The organism is Sphingomonas mali NBRC 15500 (assembly GCF_001598415.1).
Classification (GTDB): domain Bacteria; phylum Pseudomonadota; class Alphaproteobacteria; order Sphingomonadales; family Sphingomonadaceae; genus Sphingomonas; species Sphingomonas mali.
Map to the genome: position 1 here is coordinate 39656 of NZ_BCYX01000007.1, position 19502 is coordinate 59157.

Below are 19502 nucleotides of genomic sequence, written 5' to 3' on the forward strand. Positions count from 1 at the left end.
TCATTCCCTGGTTTTGAGTGCGCGCACGAGATCGAGCCGATCGACGCGACGGTTGATGAGGAACGCGGTGCCAACCGCCGCAACGGCGACGACGAGCACTCCCTGACCGAGCACGCGCGTGTCGATCACGAAGGGGATGGTGAACAGGTCGCTGTTGAACCGGCTGCTGAGGTAGCGCCACAACGCGATCCCGCCCAGCATGCCCAAGGGGAGCGATAGCACCACCAGCAGCGCCTGTTCGCCGAGCAGGATGAACGACACTTCGCGCCGCCGGAACCCCAGCACGCGTAGCGACGCCAAGTCGCGCGCTTGTTCGGACAGGCTGATGCGCGCGCCATTATAGACCACGCCGGCCACCACCAGGACGGCCAGTCCGCCATAGAATAGCGTCATCGTTCCGATATTCTCCTGGATCGTCGCGCGGATCGAGCGGAGCGCGGAGGCGCTCGAACTGATTCCCGCGACCATCGGGCTTTCCTTCAACCGTGCGCGAATGCGGGGCAGCTGGCGCGCATCGACCGCCAGATAGGCGCCCGACAGCACGTCGCCTTCGCGCATCAGCCGATTGAGCGCCGCGCGATCGAGCGTCGCGCTCGCGCCGAACGGGCTGTCGAGCACGCCGACCACCGGCAAGCTAAGCTGTGGTTGTTCGCCCTCCGTGACGCGGACCTCGATAACGTCGCCGCGTCCTACCCCGAGAGTCTGCGCCATGCGGCCGGAGACGAGCGCGCCCATCCGCGGCGGGGGAAGCGCGTTGCCCTCGATATCGATCACGCGCTCGAGGCCGCCCCCCGCCTCGACGCCCGACAGGCCCTCTCGCATCGTGCGATGGCCAGCGCGAAAGCGTGCCTCGGTGGCGCGAAACGGCTGGACCGCAAGCACGCCGGGAATGCGCTCGAGCTCGTGCAGCGCGTTGGCATCGCGTGGTTCGGCGAACGTCACCACCAGGTCCGAGCGGTTCGCGCCGCCGAAGCCGAGCCCGATCATCCGCTCGATACTCGCCGGCGCGCTTTCGGTCGCGATGTAGAGGGCAAGCGCGGCGGCGAGCCCCAGGACCGACAGCCCACTGCGAACCGGGCGGCGCAGCAGCCCGCGCAGGATGATGCGGGATGGTTCGTCGGGTCCGAGGGCGCGGGCAAGATTGCCGGTCAGCCGCCCGGCATAATCGGGCGGCGCCGGTGGGCGCATCGCCTCGGCCGGCGTGAGGCGTGCCGAGCGCCAGGCGGCGGTCGCAGCCCCCAGCATGACCGGCACCAGCGTCGACGCTGCGGCGATCAGATGGACGTCGAGCCCGGCGCGGAAGGTCAGGAAGGGAAAGGTGTAAAAGTGTTGATAGACGCCGGCGAGCGCGCGGCCGAGCCAGATGCCAAGCACGATGCCCAGGGCGAAACCGCCGAGCGACAGCAGCAACGCCAGCTGGACATAGTGCGACATGATCGAAAAGTTGCGAAACCCGAACGCCTTGAGCAGCCCGATGACCTCGCGCTCGGTGTCCACCAGCCGGGCGAGGACGATGTTGAGCAGGAAGGCGGCGACCAGCAGGAATACCGGCGGTAGCACCAGGGCCATCGTCCGGAGTTGATCGATCTCGCTGGAGATGAACCGGTCCGAAATCTGCTGCTTGCGGGTATAGGCGCCAACGCCGCCATAGGAAGCCAGCAGAACGTCGAGCCTGCGCGCCACGTCCTCCGGCACCGTGCCGGGCGTCGTGCGGACGATCAGGTCGTTGAATGCCTGTTTGCGGTCGAGCGCGGCCGCGAGCGGCTCGCGGTCCATCCACAAGATGCCGTATCTTTCATTGTCGGGCACGATCTGGCCAGGGGCGAGCGCGTAGACATATTCGGGGGACAGGACCGTGCCGACCAGCCTGAGACCGATCTGCTTGCCATAGATCACCGCCTTGATCGGATCGCCCAGCCGCAGCCGCGCCGCCTTGGCGAACGGCTCGCTCGCGACCACGTCGCGGGGACTGCCCGGCTCGGGAAAGCGGCCGCTGCGCAGGACGAGGCGGTTGAGCGCCGATCCGCCGGCCGGCGGTACCGAGTGGACACGCGCCGATACCGGCTCCGCGACATGCGCGACGTCGAGCGTCGCGTAAGCGGTGACGCGGCTGTCGGCGGCGGCCACGCCCGGGATGCGCCGGACCTGAGCCATCACGGCTTCGGGCGCACGGACCAATGGCGCGAACACGTCGGCGAAGCGGTAGCGGTCGTAATAATCGGCACGCGTCGCTTCGAGCGAGCGGATCAGCCCCGCCGCCATCACGACCGTGCCGACGCCCGCCGCGATGACCAGCGCGATCGCCACCGATTGCGCGCGCAGCCGCCACAGGTCGCGGAACAGCTTGACCGTCAGCGTCGACCGAAACCGCCTCACCAGCTCAGCTCCATCGGCGGCACGCGCGTCGCATTGTGTCGGCTGCCGGAGATTCGGCCGTCGCCGAACAGCATCACTTCGTCGGCCATGCCGGCAATCACGGCATTGTGCGTGATGATGAAGGTAGTGGTGCCGAGCTCCCGATTGACCTGATCGAGCGCGGCCAGGACGCGGGTGCCGGTGAGACTGTCGAGCGCGCCGGTGGGCTCGTCGCACAGCAGCACCTTGGGACGTTTGGCGATCGCGCGCGCGATGGCGACGCGTTGCTGTTCGCCGCCCGACAGCTGGGCGGGAAAATGATCCAGCCGATGATCCAGCCCGACCAGCGCCAGCGCTTCGACCGGGTCCATCGGCGCGTCGGAAATCTCGGTGATGAGCGAGACGTTCTCGCGCGCGGTGAGCGACGCGACGAGATTGTAGAACTGGAAGACGAAGCCGACGTTCTGGCGCCGATATTCGGTAAGGGCTGCGTCGTCGAACAGGGTGATGTCACGGTCGTAGAACCAGACCTTGCCGGCGCTGGCGTGATCGAGTCCGCCGAGAATGTTGACCAGCGTCGACTTGCCGGACCCCGACGGGCCGAGCAGCACGAGCATCTCGCCTTCGGCGATCTCGAAGTCGACCCCACGCAGCGCGTGGACGGCGTTGTCGCCTTCGCCGTAGATCTTGGTGAGCCCTTCGGCGCGATAGATGATTGGGCGCCCTCGATGGGATTCCGATGTCTCCGCCGCCGTTTGCGAAGATCGCGCCACGCTTCCTCCTTCCCGGCCGGCATCCGAAGCGATGCACTGCTCGGGGAAGGCGCAAGCGCCGGGCGAGCCGCATCAAGCCAATGACGCAACCGATCGCGCTTCGGCTAAGTTGCTGCCATTGGTGATGATACTTAGTCCGGCATATCCTGGATCCGGGCCTGCACCGGGGAGGTGTCGTTACGGTCGCGCCGACGTCAATCGACGCGCCGATTGATCCAGGCAGCCCGGGCGATCAACGCCCCTGCGACCGCCAGCGGCGGATGGTGCGGCCGATGATCTGATCCTCGCCGCCGGTCTCGCGCCACAACGTGGAGAAGGTCGGATCGTCCGACGCCGGGCGCTTATTGGCTTCCAGCCCATCGAAGGCGACGCGGATCGGGATGGCGACGCCCTCGCCGCAAATGATGCACTCGCGGTTGCGAAGCGCCGGGATCGCGTCGAGAAAGCCGCGCGCGCCTTCGGGCATCGCGGCGCGGACGAACGCCTGGTCGCGATCGTTGTTGAGGCGCATCGCGATGATCGTGCCGCATTGCGACAGCACGCCTTCCGCCAGATCCGACGGACGTTGCGTGATCAGGCCCAGGCTGACGCCGTATTTGCGGCCTTCCTTGGCGATACGGCTGAGGATCTTGCCGACCGACGATCCGTCGGCGTTGCGCTCGTTGGGGATATAGCGGTGCGCTTCCTCGCAGACGAGCAGGATCGGGCGCCGCGCTTCGTTGCGCGACCAGATCGCGAAGTCGAACACCATGCGCGACAGGACGGCGACCACCACCGAGGTGATCTCGCTCGGCACGCCCGACACGTCGATGATCGAGATCGGCTTGCCGTCGCCGGGCAGGCGGAACACGCGGCTGATGAAATCCTGCATCGTGTCGGCGACGAGCATGCCGGAGAACATGAAGCTGTAGCGCGGATCGGCCTTGATCTCGTCGATCTTGGTCTTGATCCGCAGATAGGGGGCCGTGTCGCCGGCGCGATCCATCTTGCCCATTTCGAGCTGGATCAAATTGGTCAGGTCGCTGAGCAGATAGGGGACCGGGGCGTCGACCGTCAGCTTGCTGATCTCCTGCCCCAGCCGCCCCTTGGCGCGCGCGGCGAGCAGGCATTTGGCCAGGATGTCGGCGTCGATCTGACGTTCGGAGTTGGACGTCGTCAGGAACACTTCGCAATGTTCCTCGAAATTCATCAGCCAATACGGCATCTGCAGGTTCGACACGTCGTAGATCGCGCCGGTGGTCTGGAACGCGGCGGAATATTCGCCGTGCGGATCGACCATCACGATATGGCCCTGCGGCGCGAGCTCGCAGATCTTGTGCAGGATCAACGCGGCGCTGGTCGATTTACCGGTACCGGTCGAACCGAGTAGCGCGAAATGCTTGCCGAGCATCGCGTCGACATAGAGCGAGGCGCGGATGTCCTTGGTCGGATAGACCGTGCCGATCTCGATATTGGCGCGATCGTCGGCGGCGTAAATCTGTTTGAGGTCGGCGGTCGAGACCGGAAACACCGCCGCGCCCGGAGAGGGATAGCGCGTGACGCCGCGGCGGAATTTGTAGAGCTTGCCGGTCAGCCGTTCCTCATCGCCTTCGCCGAGGAAGTCGATCAGTGCCAGGACGCCGGCCTCGACCAGGCGTAGCGACCGGATATTGGCGATCATCCAGCAGGCGCCGACGCGGATCTTGACCTGCGCGCCGACCGACCCGGCCGATGCCAGCACGGGATCGGGATCGGCGGCATAGCTGGCAATGGCATCGGGATCGAACAGCACCTGGCCGCCCGAACCGGCGATCTCGATCAATCCGCCGATCTCGCTACCGAGGCTCGCGGCGGGGGTCGGCGCTTCGGCCTCATCGGCCGTCGTCCGCGCGAATGCGCTACCCCCCAGCATTTCGGTCATCGGAATCCCCTGGTCATTCCGAGTCGCTATGGCAGGTCAGGGGTAAATATTGGGTTTGCTATCGCTAACGGGCTGCTGGCGCGGCCTTGGCCGTCATGTCGGACTTATTCCAGATTAAAGCACGCGTTTCCCTCTCCCGCTTGCGGGAGAGGGCTAATAGGGCTCGGCAGATTGGCCCCGGGACCAGTCCGGGTGACGAAGCCCGGCATGTTCGGGATCCAAACCCATCAAACCCGCCGCGCGATATACCCGGCGCTCCAGCCGAACAGCACCGACAGCGCGACCGCGACCAGCCCGTAAGCGATCGAGCTGCGCTGCGCCGACCGCGCGACGAACCGCTCGAACCCCGATTTGCGGATGTCGATATCCTTGGTCGCGACCGCCAGGACGTGGCGGTCGCGGATCAGGAAGGTCTCCGCGGTGAAGCGGCCGACCGGCACGCGCGCCGGAATGTTGACGCGGGCACGGTAGAGCACGCCGTCGCTGATCTCGACCGCGTTGGGCTGCTCGTAATAGAGACCCGACCGGCGCTTGAGGTCGACCAGCCCGCGTGCGAAACGGTCCTGCTCGTCCTGCGGCGCGCTCGATGCCGGGGACAATTGCAGGCTGTCGAGCCCGAGTTCGTAGATGGCGCGCGTGCGGCCATCGACCACCTGATTGATCGGGCGCGACGACACCATGCCGTAGAAACTCGGCGCCGAGCGATAGCGCAGCCGCGAGGCATTGACCCAGATGCCGGCGATCTTTTCCTTTTCGCGCACCAGGATCGACTGGGTCGGGCCCTTCACCACCACGACGATATCGGTCGGCGCATCGTCGTCGGGCAGCCGCCCGCCGGGATAGAGGATCGCGCCGAACAGCAACAGGTCCGCACCCGTGAACGAATAGGCGATCTCGATCTGGCGTTGCGAGACGTCGGGGACCAGTACCGGTTTCGACACCGGCTTGGACTGGCCGAGCAGGAGCGGCGCGCTCACCAACGCGAGAGCGGCACGGCTCCTCAAGATAGCTCAACCGAATAGATTTCATCGGGCCGCCAGCCGAGCCCGATCGCGATGCGCAAGCCGACCAGCAGGACCAGCACGGCAAGCGCCAGGCGGAGATATTCGGGCTTCACTCGCGCCGCGAAGCGCGCGCCGAGCTGCGCGCCGGTCACCGACCCGATCAGCAGCAGCACCGCGAGCACGATGTCGACCGCCTTGGTTGTTGTGGCGTGGACCATCGTCGCCCAGGCGGTGACGAACAATGTCTGGAACAGGCTGGTCCCGATCACGACCTGGGTGGCCATGCCGAGCAGGTAGATCATCGCCGGGACCAGAATGAAGCCGCCGCCGACGCCGAGCAGGATGGTCAGGATGCCGACCCCGAACCCGAGCAGCAACGGCGCGAGCGGCGAGATGTAGAGCCCCGAGCGATAGAAACGCATCCTGAGCGGGAGGGCCGCGACCAAGGGATGGTGGCGCCGCTTGCGCGCCGGCAGTGGCGCTCCGCCGCGCGCGGCGAGAATGTACTGGACCGATTCCCTGGCCATGGTCGACCCGATCCAGCCGAGCATCAGCACATAGATGACCGCGATCACCGTATCGATCTGCCCGGTCCGCTGGAGGATGCGGAAGATCCACGCGCCGACTCCAGAGCCGACGAAGCCGCCCGCGACCATCAAGCCGCCCATCTGGAAATCGACCCCGCGTCGCTGCAGATGCGCGAACACGCCGGAGACGCTCGCCCCGGTCACCTGGCTCGCCGACGAGGCCGCGGCGACGGTGGGCGGGATGCCATAGATGATCAGCAACGGCGTGGTCAGAAACCCGCCGCCGACCCCGAACATCCCCGACAACAACCCGACGAACAGTCCGAGCGCGACGATCACCACCGCGTTGACCGACATGTTGGCGATGGGGAGATAGAGGTCCACGGGGCTACGTTAGACGCAGGTTGTGGCGGGTGGAAGGCGGTTGGCGACGGCGAACGTGAGACGACTATTCGGCCGGGAGCGGCCGGACCGTTTTCTGCCAAGAAGCCGCCGAAGCGGAGGCTTGCAGTCGGGTCCTAACGACTGTCCGGGAGGAGCGGCTTCTGCGGGCCAGGACTCTGTGCGCGCAGCCCGTCGAGGTAGAAATCGAGATGCCGATGAGCAAGCGATCGCTCCTCGTCCGGCGGCAATCCCACTGCCAACGGCCGGGCGAAGCGCGTCAAGCCGAACACGATGTCCCGCTCGGACAGATCATCGCGGAGGGCGCCTCCCCGCACGGCGCGGCCGACCAAGGATTTCATGAGCCGAGCCGCACGAACTCGGAGGTCGGGCCAATCCGGTTTCTCCAGAAGCGGGTGGAGAATGTTCACCGCGCCAATGCCGTTATCCAACGCCAAGTGCATATATTGGCGGAGCGCGTCGGCACCGTCGGGAACGGTTCCGATCAGGACTTCTCCGGCACTGATGCTCTTTTCCAGCACGTGACGCGTGGCAGCGTGAAGTAGCGACTGTTGGTCGGGGAAGTGCCTGTAGAGCGTTCCGATGCCGACACCGGCGCGTTGGGCGATAGCGTCTCGCGCCGGCTCGCCGCCAACCTCCAGAACCAGCTCGACGGCGACATCGATCAGCCGCTGCCGGTTCTTTTGCGCATCAGCCCGCACCGTGCACCCGCGGCCGGCCTATCGCCGATCTCCTTGACGCCTCCATAATCGGAGGATATTCCTCCGTTTGATTGGCTGTCAAGGCGACCATGAGGCAAGGACCTTGGGGAGTGGAGCGGATGCAGGCGGCATATTCGCAAGACGTAGATGGGCTGATAGGCTTGGCAAAAGCCTATTTCGAAGCCGCGTACACGATGGATGCGGAAAAATTCGCGACGATCTTCGATCCATCCGCTTCCGTCACTCGGCGAGACGATCAGGGCGGAGCGGTTGTTACGCCCATAGCGAAATGGCTCGACCTAGTCCGCGGCATGCCCTCGCCGCGTGATGCCGGCAGCATGCGCAGGGACGAGATTCTTTCCATCGCCATTACCGGTGACCTGGCGGTGCTTACGCTCCGTCTGCGACTTCCCCCTCGAGAAGTGACGGATTTGCTATCCTGCTTCCACCTCAACGGCCGCTGGCAGATCGTCCAGAAGGTGTTTGCGGCCGAGGTCCTGTCGTGAAGGCCTTGCGCGCGACGGCAGCCAACCGCGCGGCTCAGAGATTCAATCGAACGACGTAATCAACCGATCGGATCAACCGCGAAGGATGGCGCGATGGATCGCAGGCAATTTGTTCAATCGTCGTTGCTCGCGGCAGGAATCCTGGCGTTCTCCCCAGGCGCCTCGGGCCGCAACAAGAAGGGCTTGCCGACCAGATTGGATGCGGCGGCGTATCACGCGTCGCGACGCTATGTTTCCACCCGATTCGGGCGCATCGCCTTCGTCGAACGCGGCCGCGGTCCCGCCGCGCTCTTCATCCACGGCTTCCCGCTCAGCGGCTTTCAATGGCGCGGCGCTCTGGAACGCCTGGCAAGCCAGCGGCGATGTCTCGCACCGGACCTGATGGGGCTAGGCTATTCGGAGGTTGGTGAGGAGCAGGATCTTTCCCCTCATGCACAAGCCGACATGCTCGTGGCGTTTCTCGACCGGCTTTCCATCCCGGCCGTCGACCTGATCGCGAACGATAGCGGAGGCACCGTTGCGCAGCTTCTCATGGCGCAGCATCCGCGCAGAATTCGCACCGTCATTCTGACCGATTGCGACGTTCACGAGAACAGTCCACCGCCGCAAATGCGCAACTCGATTCAGCAGGCTCGCGACGGACTGTACGACAAGAAGATCGAGCGACACCTGACGGATCGATCCTATGCGAGATCTCCGCAAGGCATCGGCGGCGGTGCCTATGTCGATCCCGCGAATTTCAGCGATGAGGCAATCGAATACAGCTTCCGCCCGCTGATCGCCTCACCTCTGAGAAGAACCCAGCTGAACCGCTACCTGGCCGCATTCGAACCCAATCCGCTTGTGGCGATCAAGCCGTTGCTCGAACATTGTAACGCGCCAACCCGGATGGTGTGGGGAACGGCCGACCCGCTTTTCCCGCTTACATGGGCGAAGTGGCTCGATCGCACCCTGCCCAAGTCGCGCGGCGTGCGTCTTGTCGACGGTGGCCGATTGTTCTGGCCGGAGGAGCACCCGGATCTCTTCGCCGCGGAAGCGCGAACCTTGTGGTCGACTTAGCAACTCAGTCGAGCAGCGAAAGCATATAGCGACCAGATGATCCATTTTGCTGCGGCCGACGCAGCCTGAGGAGGCATTAGTGTACGCCAAGGACGTTCCCCCCGGGACCATCTTCTATCATGGCACCAAGGCCGAACTCGACATCGGAAGCCTCATCGGACCGGGCTTCGGAAGCAATTTCGTCGAGCGCGGGCTGAAGCACGTCTATTTCACCGCGACGCTTGAAGCGGCCACCTGGGGCGCGGAACTCGCCAAGGGCGAAGGCCGGGGCCGCATCTTCGTGGTGGAGCCGACCGGCCCGTTCGAGGACGATCCGAATCTGACCGATCAGAGATTCCCCGGCAATATGACCGCATCCTACCGCTCGGTCGATCCGCTACGGATCACCGGCGAGGTCGAGGATTGGGTCGGCCATCCCCCCGAGCGACTCCAGGAGATGAAGGATAATCTCGCCCGTATGAAGCAGGAGGGCAGCGACACGATCATCGAGGACTAGGTTGAGAACCAAAATAAGTCGTTGTTCTTAAAGCGATCCATTTCCAAAACTCGTCATCCCAGCGAAAGCCGGGATCTCAAGCGGCATCGCGTCACCGCCAGAGACCAACATCGGGTTGAGTATGTGGGGCATGCTCAACCCGATGTTCTTTCGCTGGGGTGACGGGAGGATTCCGCGGGGATAGCGGCGGACGACCCTATTCCTTGCTGCCTTCCGCCTCATCGTCGGTCGCGACCGCGCCCTGCGCGGCTGCCGCACCCGAGAGCATGCCGTTGAGGCTGCCCCCGCTCATCCCCAATTCCGCCATCAGTCCGTCGATCAGCGGGCCGCCGACCCGATAGCGCATGGCCGCAGCAACCGCGGAATCGGCAAGGTTCCCGGGACCGCCAGCACCATCCGAGGCGCCCGAATCTCCGTGCAGGCCGCGTGCGTCGAGGATCGAAATCTTGTCGATCTGCTCCATCGGCTTGCTCGCCGCCGCGATGATCCCGGGCAGCGCCTCCAGCATCGCCTTGCGCACCAGCAAGGCCGTCTGCGAATCGTTGAGCACGTTGGTGGCTTCGTTGAGCGCGGTCTGGCCCGCGGCATCGACCTCGAACGCTGCCGCCCGACCCTCGGCGCGCGCCTTTTCGGCATCGGCCTCGGCCTCGGCCTCGGTGCGCAAAGCGGCAGCGCGGGATTCGGCGGCTTCCTTCTCGGCCGTCGCGGCGACGGTGATCTGGACCGCCTCTTCCTGCGCGCGCTGGGTGGCCGCGATCACCGCGACATTCTTGTTGCGATTGGCGATCTCCGTCGCCTTTGCGGTCTGGACGCTTTCTTCGGCACGCACGGCCAAGGCGCGTGCTTCGTTGGCCGCGGCGGTCGCCGTCGATTCCTCCTCGGACTTCTGCGCGGTCTGTACCGCGGTGGTGATGCGCGCGATCTCGATAGTGCGGTCGCGCTCGATCGCCGCGGTCTGCACCGCCCCGTCGCGGGCGATCGTTGCCGTCTGGATCACCTTGTCGGCCTCGGTCTGCGCGACCGTCTGCGCCTGCTCGGCATTGATCCGGGCGATTTCGGCCAGCCGGGTCTGTTCGGCTTCGGCAGTGGCGATCGCGGTCGCTTGCTCTGCCCGGCGGGCGGCCAGTGTCTGTTCCTGCGTGAGGCGGGCCTGCTCGGCTTCCTGCGCGATCGCCAGCGATTGGTTGTTCGCATCGAGATTGCGTTGCTCGATCTCGACGCGGTTGGTCGCGACGATATCGTTGCGGATCTTCTTGCGCTCCTCGATCGTGCGGGTGAGCACGGTCAGGCCTTCGGCGTCGAACGCGTTGTTCTCGTTGAAATGCTCGAACGCGGTCTGATCGAAATGGGTGATGCTGACCGATTCCAGCTGAAAGCCATTCATGTCCAGATCGGTCATCAGCGCTTCCTGGACCTTCTGGATGAAGTCGGCGCGGTTGGCGTGCAGATGCTCCATCGTCATCGTCGCCGCGACCGAGCGCAGCGCCGAGACCAGCTTGCCGTCAAGCAGCGACTTCACCGCATCGGGACTGTTGACCGATTCGCCGAGCGTCTGCGCCGCGGCGGCGATCGACTGTGCATCGGGCTTCACCTTGATGTGGAAAAGCCCGACGACATCGACGCGCAATTTGTCGAGCGTGATCAGCGCGTCCTTGTTGAGGCGCGAAACCTCGAGCTTCACGGTGGTCAGCCGGACTTGCATCAATTCGTGCAGCACGGGGATCACCATGATGCCGCCGTTCAGCACTACCTTCTCGCCGCCAAAGCCGGTGCGGATCAGCGCGATGTCCTTCGTGGCGCGGCGATACAGGCGGGTGAGGATGATCCCCATCACGACCAGCGCCAGGAGCGCGATACCGGCATAAATCAGGACGTTCAGCAGCGATGCGGACAAAAGACCCTCCCCCAATTGCAAATTTCAAATCGTTCAGATTGGCTGGAACGGCGTGCTGACGTCGGGAATGGCGAAGAACACCGCCCCCCGCTTGCCAACCAACAGGGCGCTTTCGCCCTGCGCGATCACGTCGGCGTCGTCATGCGGCTCGACCATGACGTAATGCGCCTGGCCGAACTGATCCACGACCTTCGCGCGCGCCGGATGTCCGCGCGAGGCGGCGCCTTCCAGCACCGTCCCGCGGTGCCGAAGCAGGTCCTCGGCGTTGATCACGGAAGACTCATAGGACGGAAAGATTCGCGCCAGGCCGGCGGAGACGAATGCATTTGCGACGCCCGCGATCACTAGCGCCGCAGCGCTCGCGATGCCCCAATGTAGCGGGCTTCCGATCGCGACCGTGGCGATCTGCTGGATGGCGACGCCAGCGACACTGAAGCAACATAGCAGCGAGGTCAGCCAGATCAGGATCGGCAAGTCGCGCCCGAACCCCAGCCAATCGAGCAGACCCGGCCCAGCCTCGGCGCCGCCTGCATCCAAATGCGACCCGAGGTCGAGATGCCCCAGACCCAGCCCCACGCCTTCGATGATGCCAATGCCCAACATTACCACGAAGGCGACCGCGAAAGGCGCATATTCCGTAGTTAAAAGAAGGCTGAACACTGGCCGATCATATCGGAATTCATTCGGAAGAATATAGCAAATTACGGCATCTTAGGGCCGAGCGGACGTTTGTTTTCGGGTGCCGACTGTCCAATTAGATGACAGCGCCTGGCCGAATAGTGGTGAACATCGTCTCCCGCTCAGCACCGGCGACCAGTCGTCGCCCGCCGCGCCGGCCGGTCGGCCTCGCCGCTGTCATGCGATCGCAACCGAAACGACGCGAAAATGGCATCATGCGGAGGCACAGGCGCCTCGTTCTGCAGTGCAGCAACGTCCACAATAAAGGGGCCGCCGTGATCCGTTCCACTACCAGCTTGTTCGCGCTCGCCGGCGCGCTGTTCTGCGCCGATGCGGCGTCCGCGCAGACCGCCATGGCGGATGCTGGCACGACGCAACCCGGCGATGCCCATCCGGCCAGTGCGCAGCCCGACGATGCCCAGCTCGACCCCGCGGCGACGATCGTGATCACCGGCCGGTCGACGCGTTCGTCGACCGAGCTTCCCGGGACCGAGATGCAGAAGATCCTGCCCGGCGTCTCGCCGCTCAAGGCGATCCAGACCTTGCCCGGCGTGCTCTACATCACCGCCGATCCCTGGGGCTATAACGAGCAGAACGCGCAGATCTTCATCCACGGCTTTGCTAGCAACCAGCTCGGCTACACGATGGACGGCGTGCCGCTGGGCGACCAGAGCTACGGCAATTATAACGGCCTGGCGCCGCAGCGCGCGATCATCTCGGAGAATGTCGGCCGCGTCGTCGTGTCGACCGGCGCCGGCGATCTCGCCACCGCGTCGAACAGCAATCTCGGCGGCACGGTCGAAACCTATTCGTCGGCGCCGCTCGACAAATTCGGTATCCAGCTCGGCCAGACATTCGGCAGCTTCGACACGTCGCGAACCTTCGTCCGGATCGATACCGGCGCGTTCGGCGTCGACGGCAATACGTCCGCTTACGTCTCGGCGGCGCGCCAGCATGCCCGCGCCTGGGACTTCAACGGCATCCAGGGCGGCTGGCAGGCGAACGGCAAGTTCGTCAATGACGGCAAGGCCGGCAAGCTGACGCTCTATTTCGACTATAACGACATGACCCAGCCGAACGAGGACGCGACCACCTTCTTCAAGCCGTCAGCTGGCGGCACGGCGACGCCGGTCCAGCTCTATACCCCCTATACCAAGCCGTTCTTCTATCCCGACCTGGCCACCTACCGGACGTCCTATCTGAACGCGCTGGGCAATTCGCCCGCGGCGCAAGGCAGCAATTACCGCAATTATTATTCGGACGCGCAGCGGACCGATTACCTGCTCTACATGCGCTACGACGCGCATCTGTCGGACCGCGTGACCTGGTCGACCACCGGCTATTTCCACCATAATGACGGCGTGGGCGTGGTCGCCGGCCCGCTTGGCCAGTCGATCACCACCGCGCAGCCCTATCTCGACCCCGCTTATGCCAGCCTTCCCGCCAATTGCCGGTTCGGCGGCAACGCCAATGGCGTGCGCCCAACTGCCTGCACCGGACTGACCGACGCCCAGGCGGCGGCGGCCGGCGCCGCCCTGGTCGCGGCGACCGGCGGCTCGGGGTTGATCACCCGCACCACCGAATATCGCATCGACCGCGGCGGCATTATCTCCGCGCTCAACCTCGATCTGGGCAATCACAAGATCGAGTTCGGCGGCTGGTTCGAACGCAACAGCACGACGCAATATCGCCGCTGGTACGCGGTCGACATCAACAATCCGGCCGCGAGCACGCCCTATATCCGCCCGCTCGACGCCAAATCGCCCTTGTTCACCCAATATCAGGGCGAGGCGCGGATCAACGAGCTGCAGCTCCATTTGCAGGACAGCTGGCAAGTGACCAGCAAGCTGCTCGTCAACGCCGGCTTCAAGACCAGCGCGCAATGGGCCAATGGCTGGTTCCCGGTCCAGCCCAAGGCGGGGTCGCTGTCGGGCCTGGCCGGCGGTCTGCCTCAGGGCCGGATCGATACGAAGAACTGGTTCCTGCCCGCGGTCGGCGCGAACTATAATTTCAACGGCCACGAGCAGCTCTATTTCAACGTCCAGAAGAATCTGCGTCAGTATCAGGCCTATCTGGCCGGCGGTGGCGGTCCCTGGTTCACCGGCAGCCAGGCGGCGTTCGACGCCTTCGCCGACCAGGGCAAGCCCGAGAGCAGCTGGACCTATGAAGGCGGCCTGCGCACCAGCCGCGGCTTGGGCAACGGCATCGGCTTCGACGCTCAGGTCAATTATTATCACGTGGTGTTCAACAACCGCTTGCTGGCGATCTCGACCAATCCGGGCGGCATCGCCGGCAGCGGCATCACCGGCGGCACCTCGATCCTGGTCAATGTCGGCGACGTCCATACCGACGGCGTCGACGCCGCCTTCACCTTCCGCGTCGGCCGCACTTTCTCGCTCTACAATGCGACGTCGTACAACCTGTCGAAATATCAGAGCGACTATTCGTCCACCGCGACCGGTATCGGCGCCGCCACCGGGACCTGTATCGGCGGCTATCTGGTGACCGGTGGCGTCGTCCCGACCTGCGGCAAGCAGCTGCCCGGCACGCCAAAATGGATGAACAAGACCGTCGCCACTTTGTCGGTCGGGCCGTTCGAGGCCCAGGTGATCGGCGATTTCGTCGGCCGTCGCTTCGCCACCTTCACCAACGACACCAGCGTGCCGTCCTATTTCCTGACCTCGCTGCGCCTCGCGGCCAAGGTGCCGGACAATATCCTGCCGCTGCGCAAATTGGAGGTGTCGCTCAACGTCACCAACCTGACCGACCGCAAGGGCGTGTCGAGCCTGTCGATCGGATCGGCGACCAACAGCTATTCCGCCTATCCGATCGCGCCGCGGCAATGGTTCCTGACGCTGTCGGCAGCCTATTGACGCAATCGCGGCAGTGATGCCGCCGCCGTCAGGGTCGCGGCGACGCCATCTCGCGCAGTGCGTCGCGGATGAGTGCGTGGACCTGACGGGGCGGCATATGCGCGAGTTGGCCGAGCGTATGGCGCCGGGCGAGCTGTGCGGCGATGAGATAGCCGATATAATAACCCGATCGCCAGGGCAGGCCGCGCGCGGCCACGGCCTTGTTCCCGTAGGTGAAATAGGTCCGGTAGATATCCGGGTCCGCCCGATCGAGATGCGCCAGCAGGTCGGCGGCGATCGTCTGCCGCAAGGGCGCGGCCCGTTGCGAGAGGTCGGCGGGCAGCATCAGCGCCTGCTCGATCGTCGCGCCACGGGTCAGCGCGCGGCTGGCATAGGTCGCGAGCCCTTCCGCCCAGAGCGTGCGCCATAGCGGCTGGCGGTCGGCATCGTCGTCGCTGAAGCCGCCGGCCATGAAATGGTACCGGTGGAATATCTCGTGAGCGATGAAGACGGGAAGCGAGATGAGGCGTTGCTCGCCGTCGAGCGCATCCACCCCCAGGACCAGCGATCGCTGTCCGTCGACGATACGGCCGGCGCCATCGAACTGGCCCAGGCTGTCGGTGAGATAGATCGGGAAGTCGCAGCGAAAGCCGTCGAGTTTCCGGAACGACGTCTGCGTCCGGTCGACCAAGTGGCGCAACGTGGCCATCAATGCGGCGCGCGTCCGGCTTTCACGCGCCGAGGCCAAGGAAGCGAGGACGAGCGTATCCATATCCTGACCGGGCGAGAGATCGAGCACCTGTGGCGCATAAAGGCCCGGATATCGCGCGACGACGTCTCGCCGGAACGCCGCCAGCTGATCGGCCGACGCCATGCCGGTGGTGCGATGCGACAGCGTATCGGCGGGCGTATAGGCATCGATCACGCGACAGGGCGACGCCTGGGCGGCCCATGGCGCCAGCAGGCACAAGATCGCCGCCAGCCCCTTTCCACTGCGACGTAATTTCCGCGAAATCATGGACATGGAAGGGCGCCCGCCGCTCGGTTCGTGGTCGAGCGATCTAGCCTTAAGCAGGCGCGAATGTAAGCGGCCGTTATGGCCGCGAAAGCGATCGGTATCGGCCGCTGTTCCTGCAGCGCTCGTCCGCGCCGTCGGAGATCACCGTCGCAACGGCGACCGAAAATGGCGTTGTTCTGCCACCACACTTTCGAAAGGAGTTGTGGGTTGGGCGGCGATTGAAGCTTTTGTGCTTGCGCCTTGTCCCGATTTGGTCCCTTTTGCCGTCACAGGGGAGCGATGCTTGAGGGCCGTAAAGGGAGACGGCTCAATGAATCGCGTACGCATCACACAACGCACCTCGGTGGCTACCTTGGCGCTGATCGCTGGTCTGTCGGCAATGCCGGCATTCGCCCAGGACACCGCCGGCGCCACCCCCGCAGCAGCAGCATCCGCCACCGGCGACGAAATCGTCGTCACCGGATCGCGCATTCGCCGTAGCCCGCTGGATAGCGACAAGCCGGTCGTCACCGTTGACGAAGCGGCAATGGCCAAGACCGGACTCAGTTCGGTTGCCGACGTGCTTCAGCGCCTGCCCAGCGCGGGCGGCGGGCTGAACACCAAGGTCAACAATGCCGGCAATATCGGCGGTCCCCCCGACGGCACCGGCGTCAGTTCGGGCTCGGCCGAGATCGATTTGCGCTATCTTGGCGCCAAGCGCACGCTCGTGCTCGTCGATGGATTGCGGTTCGTGAACGGGTCCGCCGCGGGCGGGATTCCGGCCTCGGTCGACCTCAACGAAATCCCGACCAACATGATCGAGCGCGTCGAAGTGCTCCAGTCCGGCGCGTCGCCGCTCTACGGCTCGGACGCGGTCGCCGGGGTGGTGAACATCATCACCCGCCAGGCGCAGAAAGGGCTCAAGGCATCAGCGCAATTCGGCACCTATCGGGAAGGCGATGGCCATACCACCGACCTCCAGCTGAGCTATGGCATCCAGTCGCCATCGACCGGCACGTCGCTGGTCTTCGGTGCGACCTATACCAAGCAGGAAGCGGTGAGCACCGCCAACCGCGCCATCTCGCTATTCCCGACCGCCGGCATCACCTCGTGCGCGGTGCCGACCAGCGGCTGCAGCAGCGCCATCCCCAATGGCCGGTTCGACGTGCTTGGCCAGAGCCTGACCCTGGTCGCCCCGGTGGTCGGGCGCAAGCCGGTCTATCCGACCGATTTCCGGGACTATACGCTCGCCGACCGGTTCAATTTCGCGCCGTATAACTATTTGATCACGCCGAACGAGCGGATCGGCGGGTTCTTCAACTTCAAGCAGGAATTGTCGAGCTCGGTCAATCTGCGGGTCAAATTGGTCTATAACCATCGCCATTCGACCACCGAGGCGGCGTTCCTGCCGCTGTTCATCGGGCCCGACGCCGGGAACGGCAATCTGCTCGACACGATCTCGGTCGATGCCACCAACCCGTACAATCCGTTCGGCGTGACCCTGTCCTCGGGCGCGGACGGCACCCCGGCCAATTATTCGACCATCCGGCGGCGCTTCGTCGAAGGCGGCCAGCGCGTCTTCACCCAGGACGTCAACACTTTCTCGGGCACCGTCACGCTCGACGGCTCGTTCTTCCTCGGCACCAAGAAATGGTATTGGGACGCCAATGCCGTGGTCGGCCTGAATGACGCCCATCAGCTGTTCACCGGCAACCTCAACGCCGCCAAGCTCGCCAAGGCACTGGGTCCCGTCGCGAATTGCACCGGGGACTGCGTGCCGTTCAACATCTTCGGCGGCCTGGGGTCGATCACTCCGGCGATGCTGAACTACGTGACGTTCGACGAACGCGACAAGAGTTCGCAACGGCTGTACGATTACACCGCCAATCTGTCGGGCGAGCTGTTCGACCTGCCCGCCGGCCCGGTCGGAATCGCGATCGGCTACGAACATCGCGTCCAGAAAGCGAGCTACGATCCCGATCCGGTGATCGTGGCGGGGCTCGGCGCCGACGTGCCGACCAGCCCGGCGCGCGGCGGCTTCAATGTCGACGAAGTCTATGGCGAGCTTCGCGTGCCGATCCTCGCCAACACGCCGTTCTTCCATCGGCTCGAACTCGACGGTGCGGTCCGCCATTCGGACTATTCGTCGTTCGGCAGCAGCACGACCTTCACCGCTTCGGGCCTGTGGAAACCCGTCGCCGACCTGCTGTTCCGCGGCGGCTATGCCGAAAGCCTTCGCGCGCCCAGCATCGGCGAACTCTATGCCGGCCTGTCGCGCAGCGACGCGACGATCAACGACCCCTGCACCAGCGGCGCCGGCGGATCGTTCCAGACCAATGCGACGGTCAGGGCGAATTGCATCGCCAACGGCGTGCCGGCCAATGGCAGCTATGCCGACCCGACCGGCGGACAGCTCGGCGTGTTCTCCAAGGGTAATGCGGCGTTGAAGCCGGAGACCGCCAAGACCTGGACCGCGGGCGGCGTGTACAGCCCGTCCTGGGCGAAACCATGGTCGTCGGCGCTGAGCCTGGAGGTCAATTACTATAATATCAGCCTGAAGAACGCGATCGACTCGGTGCCGGCGTCGCTCACCTTGGCGCGCTGCGCGTTCAACGCCGACCCGGTCAGCTGTTCCGCGATCAAGCGCACGCCCAGCGGCACGATCGCGGGCATCAGCGCCGGCTTGCTCAACCTCAACGCGATCAAGACCGACGGGCTCGACGCCACCTTCATCTATCGCTCGCCCAAGGTCCGCGGCGGGACGATCGGGTTGTCGGCCAATGCCGCCTATCTGCTGAAGTACAATGTCGCGCCGCCATCCGCACCGGTCCAGGTCTGCGCCGGGACCGAACGCTGCCTGGCGACGGACCAGGCATTCCCACGCTTCAAGCTGAACAGCACGATCGACTGGTCGTCGCCCGCCTTCGGCGCATCGTTCACCGCGCGCTACATCAGCGCGGTGACCGAAGGGAACGGCCATGTCATGTCGGCGACCTTCTACGGAGACGTGCAACTCTACTATTCGCCGCCCTGGATGAACCATGACATGCGCCTGACGATCGGCGTGAACAACGTGTTTAACAAGAACCCGCCGGTCTGCGCCACGTGCGACAGCGCGAACTTCGATCCGACGACCTACGATATCCCGGGTCAATTCGGTTATGCGCGGTTGTCCTACGGGTTCTGATCGCAAGTCGACGACGGTGGCGGGCGCGTGCGCTCGCCACCGACTCCCGATCACCGACCTCCACCGGCTCTAGCGCCGCGGACAAGGGTCGACAGCTTGCGCTGGTGAAACAGGAAACGAACGGATCGGCAGGAGGGACGCGTTAGGCCCCTCGACCGGAACGGTGGTCTA

14 protein-coding genes are annotated in these 19502 nt (G+C 64.9%); 5 read left to right on the plus strand and 9 right to left on the minus strand.

Features of this window, described 5'->3' with window-relative positions; all coding sequences use genetic code 11:
* From SMA01S_RS07780 to SMA01S_RS07805, 6 genes are all read right to left on the minus strand, one after another.
* Complete coding sequence (locus SMA01S_RS07780; protein ID WP_066820051.1) at positions 1 to 2376, minus strand: ABC transporter permease; 2376 nt, start codon at positions 2374 to 2376, stop codon at positions 1 to 3.
* A complete protein-coding gene (locus SMA01S_RS07785; protein WP_066820053.1) occupies positions 2373 to 3128 on the minus strand; it encodes an ABC transporter ATP-binding protein in 756 nt (251 codons plus the stop codon). The genes SMA01S_RS07780 and SMA01S_RS07785 overlap by 4 nt, the downstream gene beginning before the upstream one ends.
* Before the next feature lie 232 nt (positions 3129 to 3360).
* Positions 3361 to 5028: an ATP-binding protein gene (locus SMA01S_RS07790; protein ID WP_066820055.1), complete on the minus strand. Its 1668-nt coding sequence runs from the start codon at positions 5026 to 5028 to the stop codon at positions 3361 to 3363.
* A gap of 227 nt (positions 5029 to 5255) precedes the next feature.
* The gene (locus tag SMA01S_RS07795) at positions 5256 to 6032 is read right to left on the minus strand and encodes a TIGR02186 family protein (protein ID WP_066820057.1); all 777 of its coding nucleotides are present in this window, start codon (positions 6030 to 6032) and stop codon (positions 5256 to 5258) included.
* A complete protein-coding gene (locus tag SMA01S_RS07800; RefSeq protein WP_066820059.1) occupies positions 6029 to 6943 on the minus strand; it encodes a sulfite exporter TauE/SafE family protein in 915 nt (304 codons plus the stop codon). The genes SMA01S_RS07795 and SMA01S_RS07800 overlap by 4 nt, the downstream gene beginning before the upstream one ends.
* A gap of 134 nt (positions 6944 to 7077) precedes the next feature.
* The gene (locus tag SMA01S_RS07805) at positions 7078 to 7662 is read right to left on the minus strand and encodes a TetR/AcrR family transcriptional regulator (RefSeq protein ID WP_066820062.1); all 585 of its coding nucleotides are present in this window, start codon (positions 7660 to 7662) and stop codon (positions 7078 to 7080) included.
* A gap of 119 nt (positions 7663 to 7781) precedes the next feature.
* Here SMA01S_RS07805 and SMA01S_RS07810 point away from each other — a divergent pair, with 119 nt between their 5' ends.
* The 3 genes from SMA01S_RS07810 to arr all read left to right on the plus strand — a co-directional run bounded on the left by SMA01S_RS07810 (position 7782) and on the right by arr (position 9723).
* The gene (locus tag SMA01S_RS07810) at positions 7782 to 8168 is read left to right on the plus strand and encodes a nuclear transport factor 2 family protein (RefSeq protein WP_066820231.1); all 387 of its coding nucleotides are present in this window, start codon (positions 7782 to 7784) and stop codon (positions 8166 to 8168) included.
* 93 nt (positions 8169 to 8261) lie between these two features.
* Positions 8262 to 9227, plus strand: a complete 966-nt coding sequence (locus SMA01S_RS07815) for an alpha/beta fold hydrolase (protein WP_066820064.1) — start codon at positions 8262 to 8264, stop codon at positions 9225 to 9227.
* Positions 9228 to 9306: 79 nt separating this feature from the next.
* The gene (gene arr, locus SMA01S_RS07820) at positions 9307 to 9723 is read left to right on the plus strand and encodes an NAD(+)--rifampin ADP-ribosyltransferase (RefSeq protein WP_066820066.1); all 417 of its coding nucleotides are present in this window, start codon (positions 9307 to 9309) and stop codon (positions 9721 to 9723) included.
* 196 nt (positions 9724 to 9919) lie between these two features.
* Here the strand turns inward: arr and SMA01S_RS07825 are convergent, their stop codons facing one another.
* Together SMA01S_RS07825 and SMA01S_RS07830 are read right to left on the minus strand one after the other, a co-directional pair.
* Positions 9920 to 11617 carry a flotillin family protein gene (locus SMA01S_RS07825; RefSeq protein ID WP_066820068.1) on the minus strand — a complete coding sequence of 566 codons (1698 nt, stop codon included), beginning with the start codon at positions 11615 to 11617 and terminating at the stop codon, positions 9920 to 9922.
* Positions 11618 to 11650: 33 nt separating this feature from the next.
* Complete coding sequence (locus tag SMA01S_RS07830) at positions 11651 to 12277, minus strand: OB-fold-containig protein (protein ID WP_066820070.1); 627 nt, start codon at positions 12275 to 12277, stop codon at positions 11651 to 11653.
* Positions 12278 to 12570: 293 nt separating this feature from the next.
* On the opposite strand from SMA01S_RS07830, the gene SMA01S_RS07835 reads away from it, so the two are divergent.
* Positions 12571 to 15168, plus strand: a complete 2598-nt coding sequence (locus SMA01S_RS07835; RefSeq protein ID WP_084250173.1) for a TonB-dependent receptor — start codon at positions 12571 to 12573, stop codon at positions 15166 to 15168.
* A gap of 28 nt (positions 15169 to 15196) precedes the next feature.
* Here the strand turns inward: SMA01S_RS07835 and SMA01S_RS07840 are convergent, their stop codons facing one another.
* The gene (locus SMA01S_RS07840; protein WP_066820073.1) at positions 15197 to 16171 is read right to left on the minus strand and encodes a DUF2268 domain-containing putative Zn-dependent protease; all 975 of its coding nucleotides are present in this window, start codon (positions 16169 to 16171) and stop codon (positions 15197 to 15199) included.
* Positions 16172 to 16475: 304 nt separating this feature from the next.
* On the opposite strand from SMA01S_RS07840, the gene SMA01S_RS07845 reads away from it, so the two are divergent.
* The gene (locus SMA01S_RS07845) at positions 16476 to 19331 is read left to right on the plus strand and encodes a TonB-dependent receptor domain-containing protein (RefSeq protein WP_066820075.1); all 2856 of its coding nucleotides are present in this window, start codon (positions 16476 to 16478) and stop codon (positions 19329 to 19331) included.
* The last annotated feature ends 171 nt before the right edge of the window (positions 19332 to 19502 follow it).

Excerpts from the sequence above, each read along its gene's own strand:
- SMA01S_RS07790 (WP_066820055.1), bottom strand. The coding sequence starts at position 5,028 with ATGACCGAAATGCTGGGGGGTAGCGCATTCGCGCGGACGACGGCCGAT.
- SMA01S_RS07810 (WP_066820231.1), top strand. The coding sequence starts at position 7,782 with ATGCAGGCGGCATATTCGCAAGACGTAGATGGGCTGATAGGCTTGGCA.
- SMA01S_RS07815 (WP_066820064.1), top strand. The coding sequence starts at position 8,262 with ATGGATCGCAGGCAATTTGTTCAATCGTCGTTGCTCGCGGCAGGAATC.
- SMA01S_RS07840 (WP_066820073.1), bottom strand. The coding sequence starts at position 16,171 with ATGTCCATGATTTCGCGGAAATTACGTCGCAGTGGAAAGGGGCTGGCG.
- SMA01S_RS07845 (WP_066820075.1), top strand. The coding sequence starts at position 16,476 with ATGAATCGCGTACGCATCACACAACGCACCTCGGTGGCTACCTTGGCG.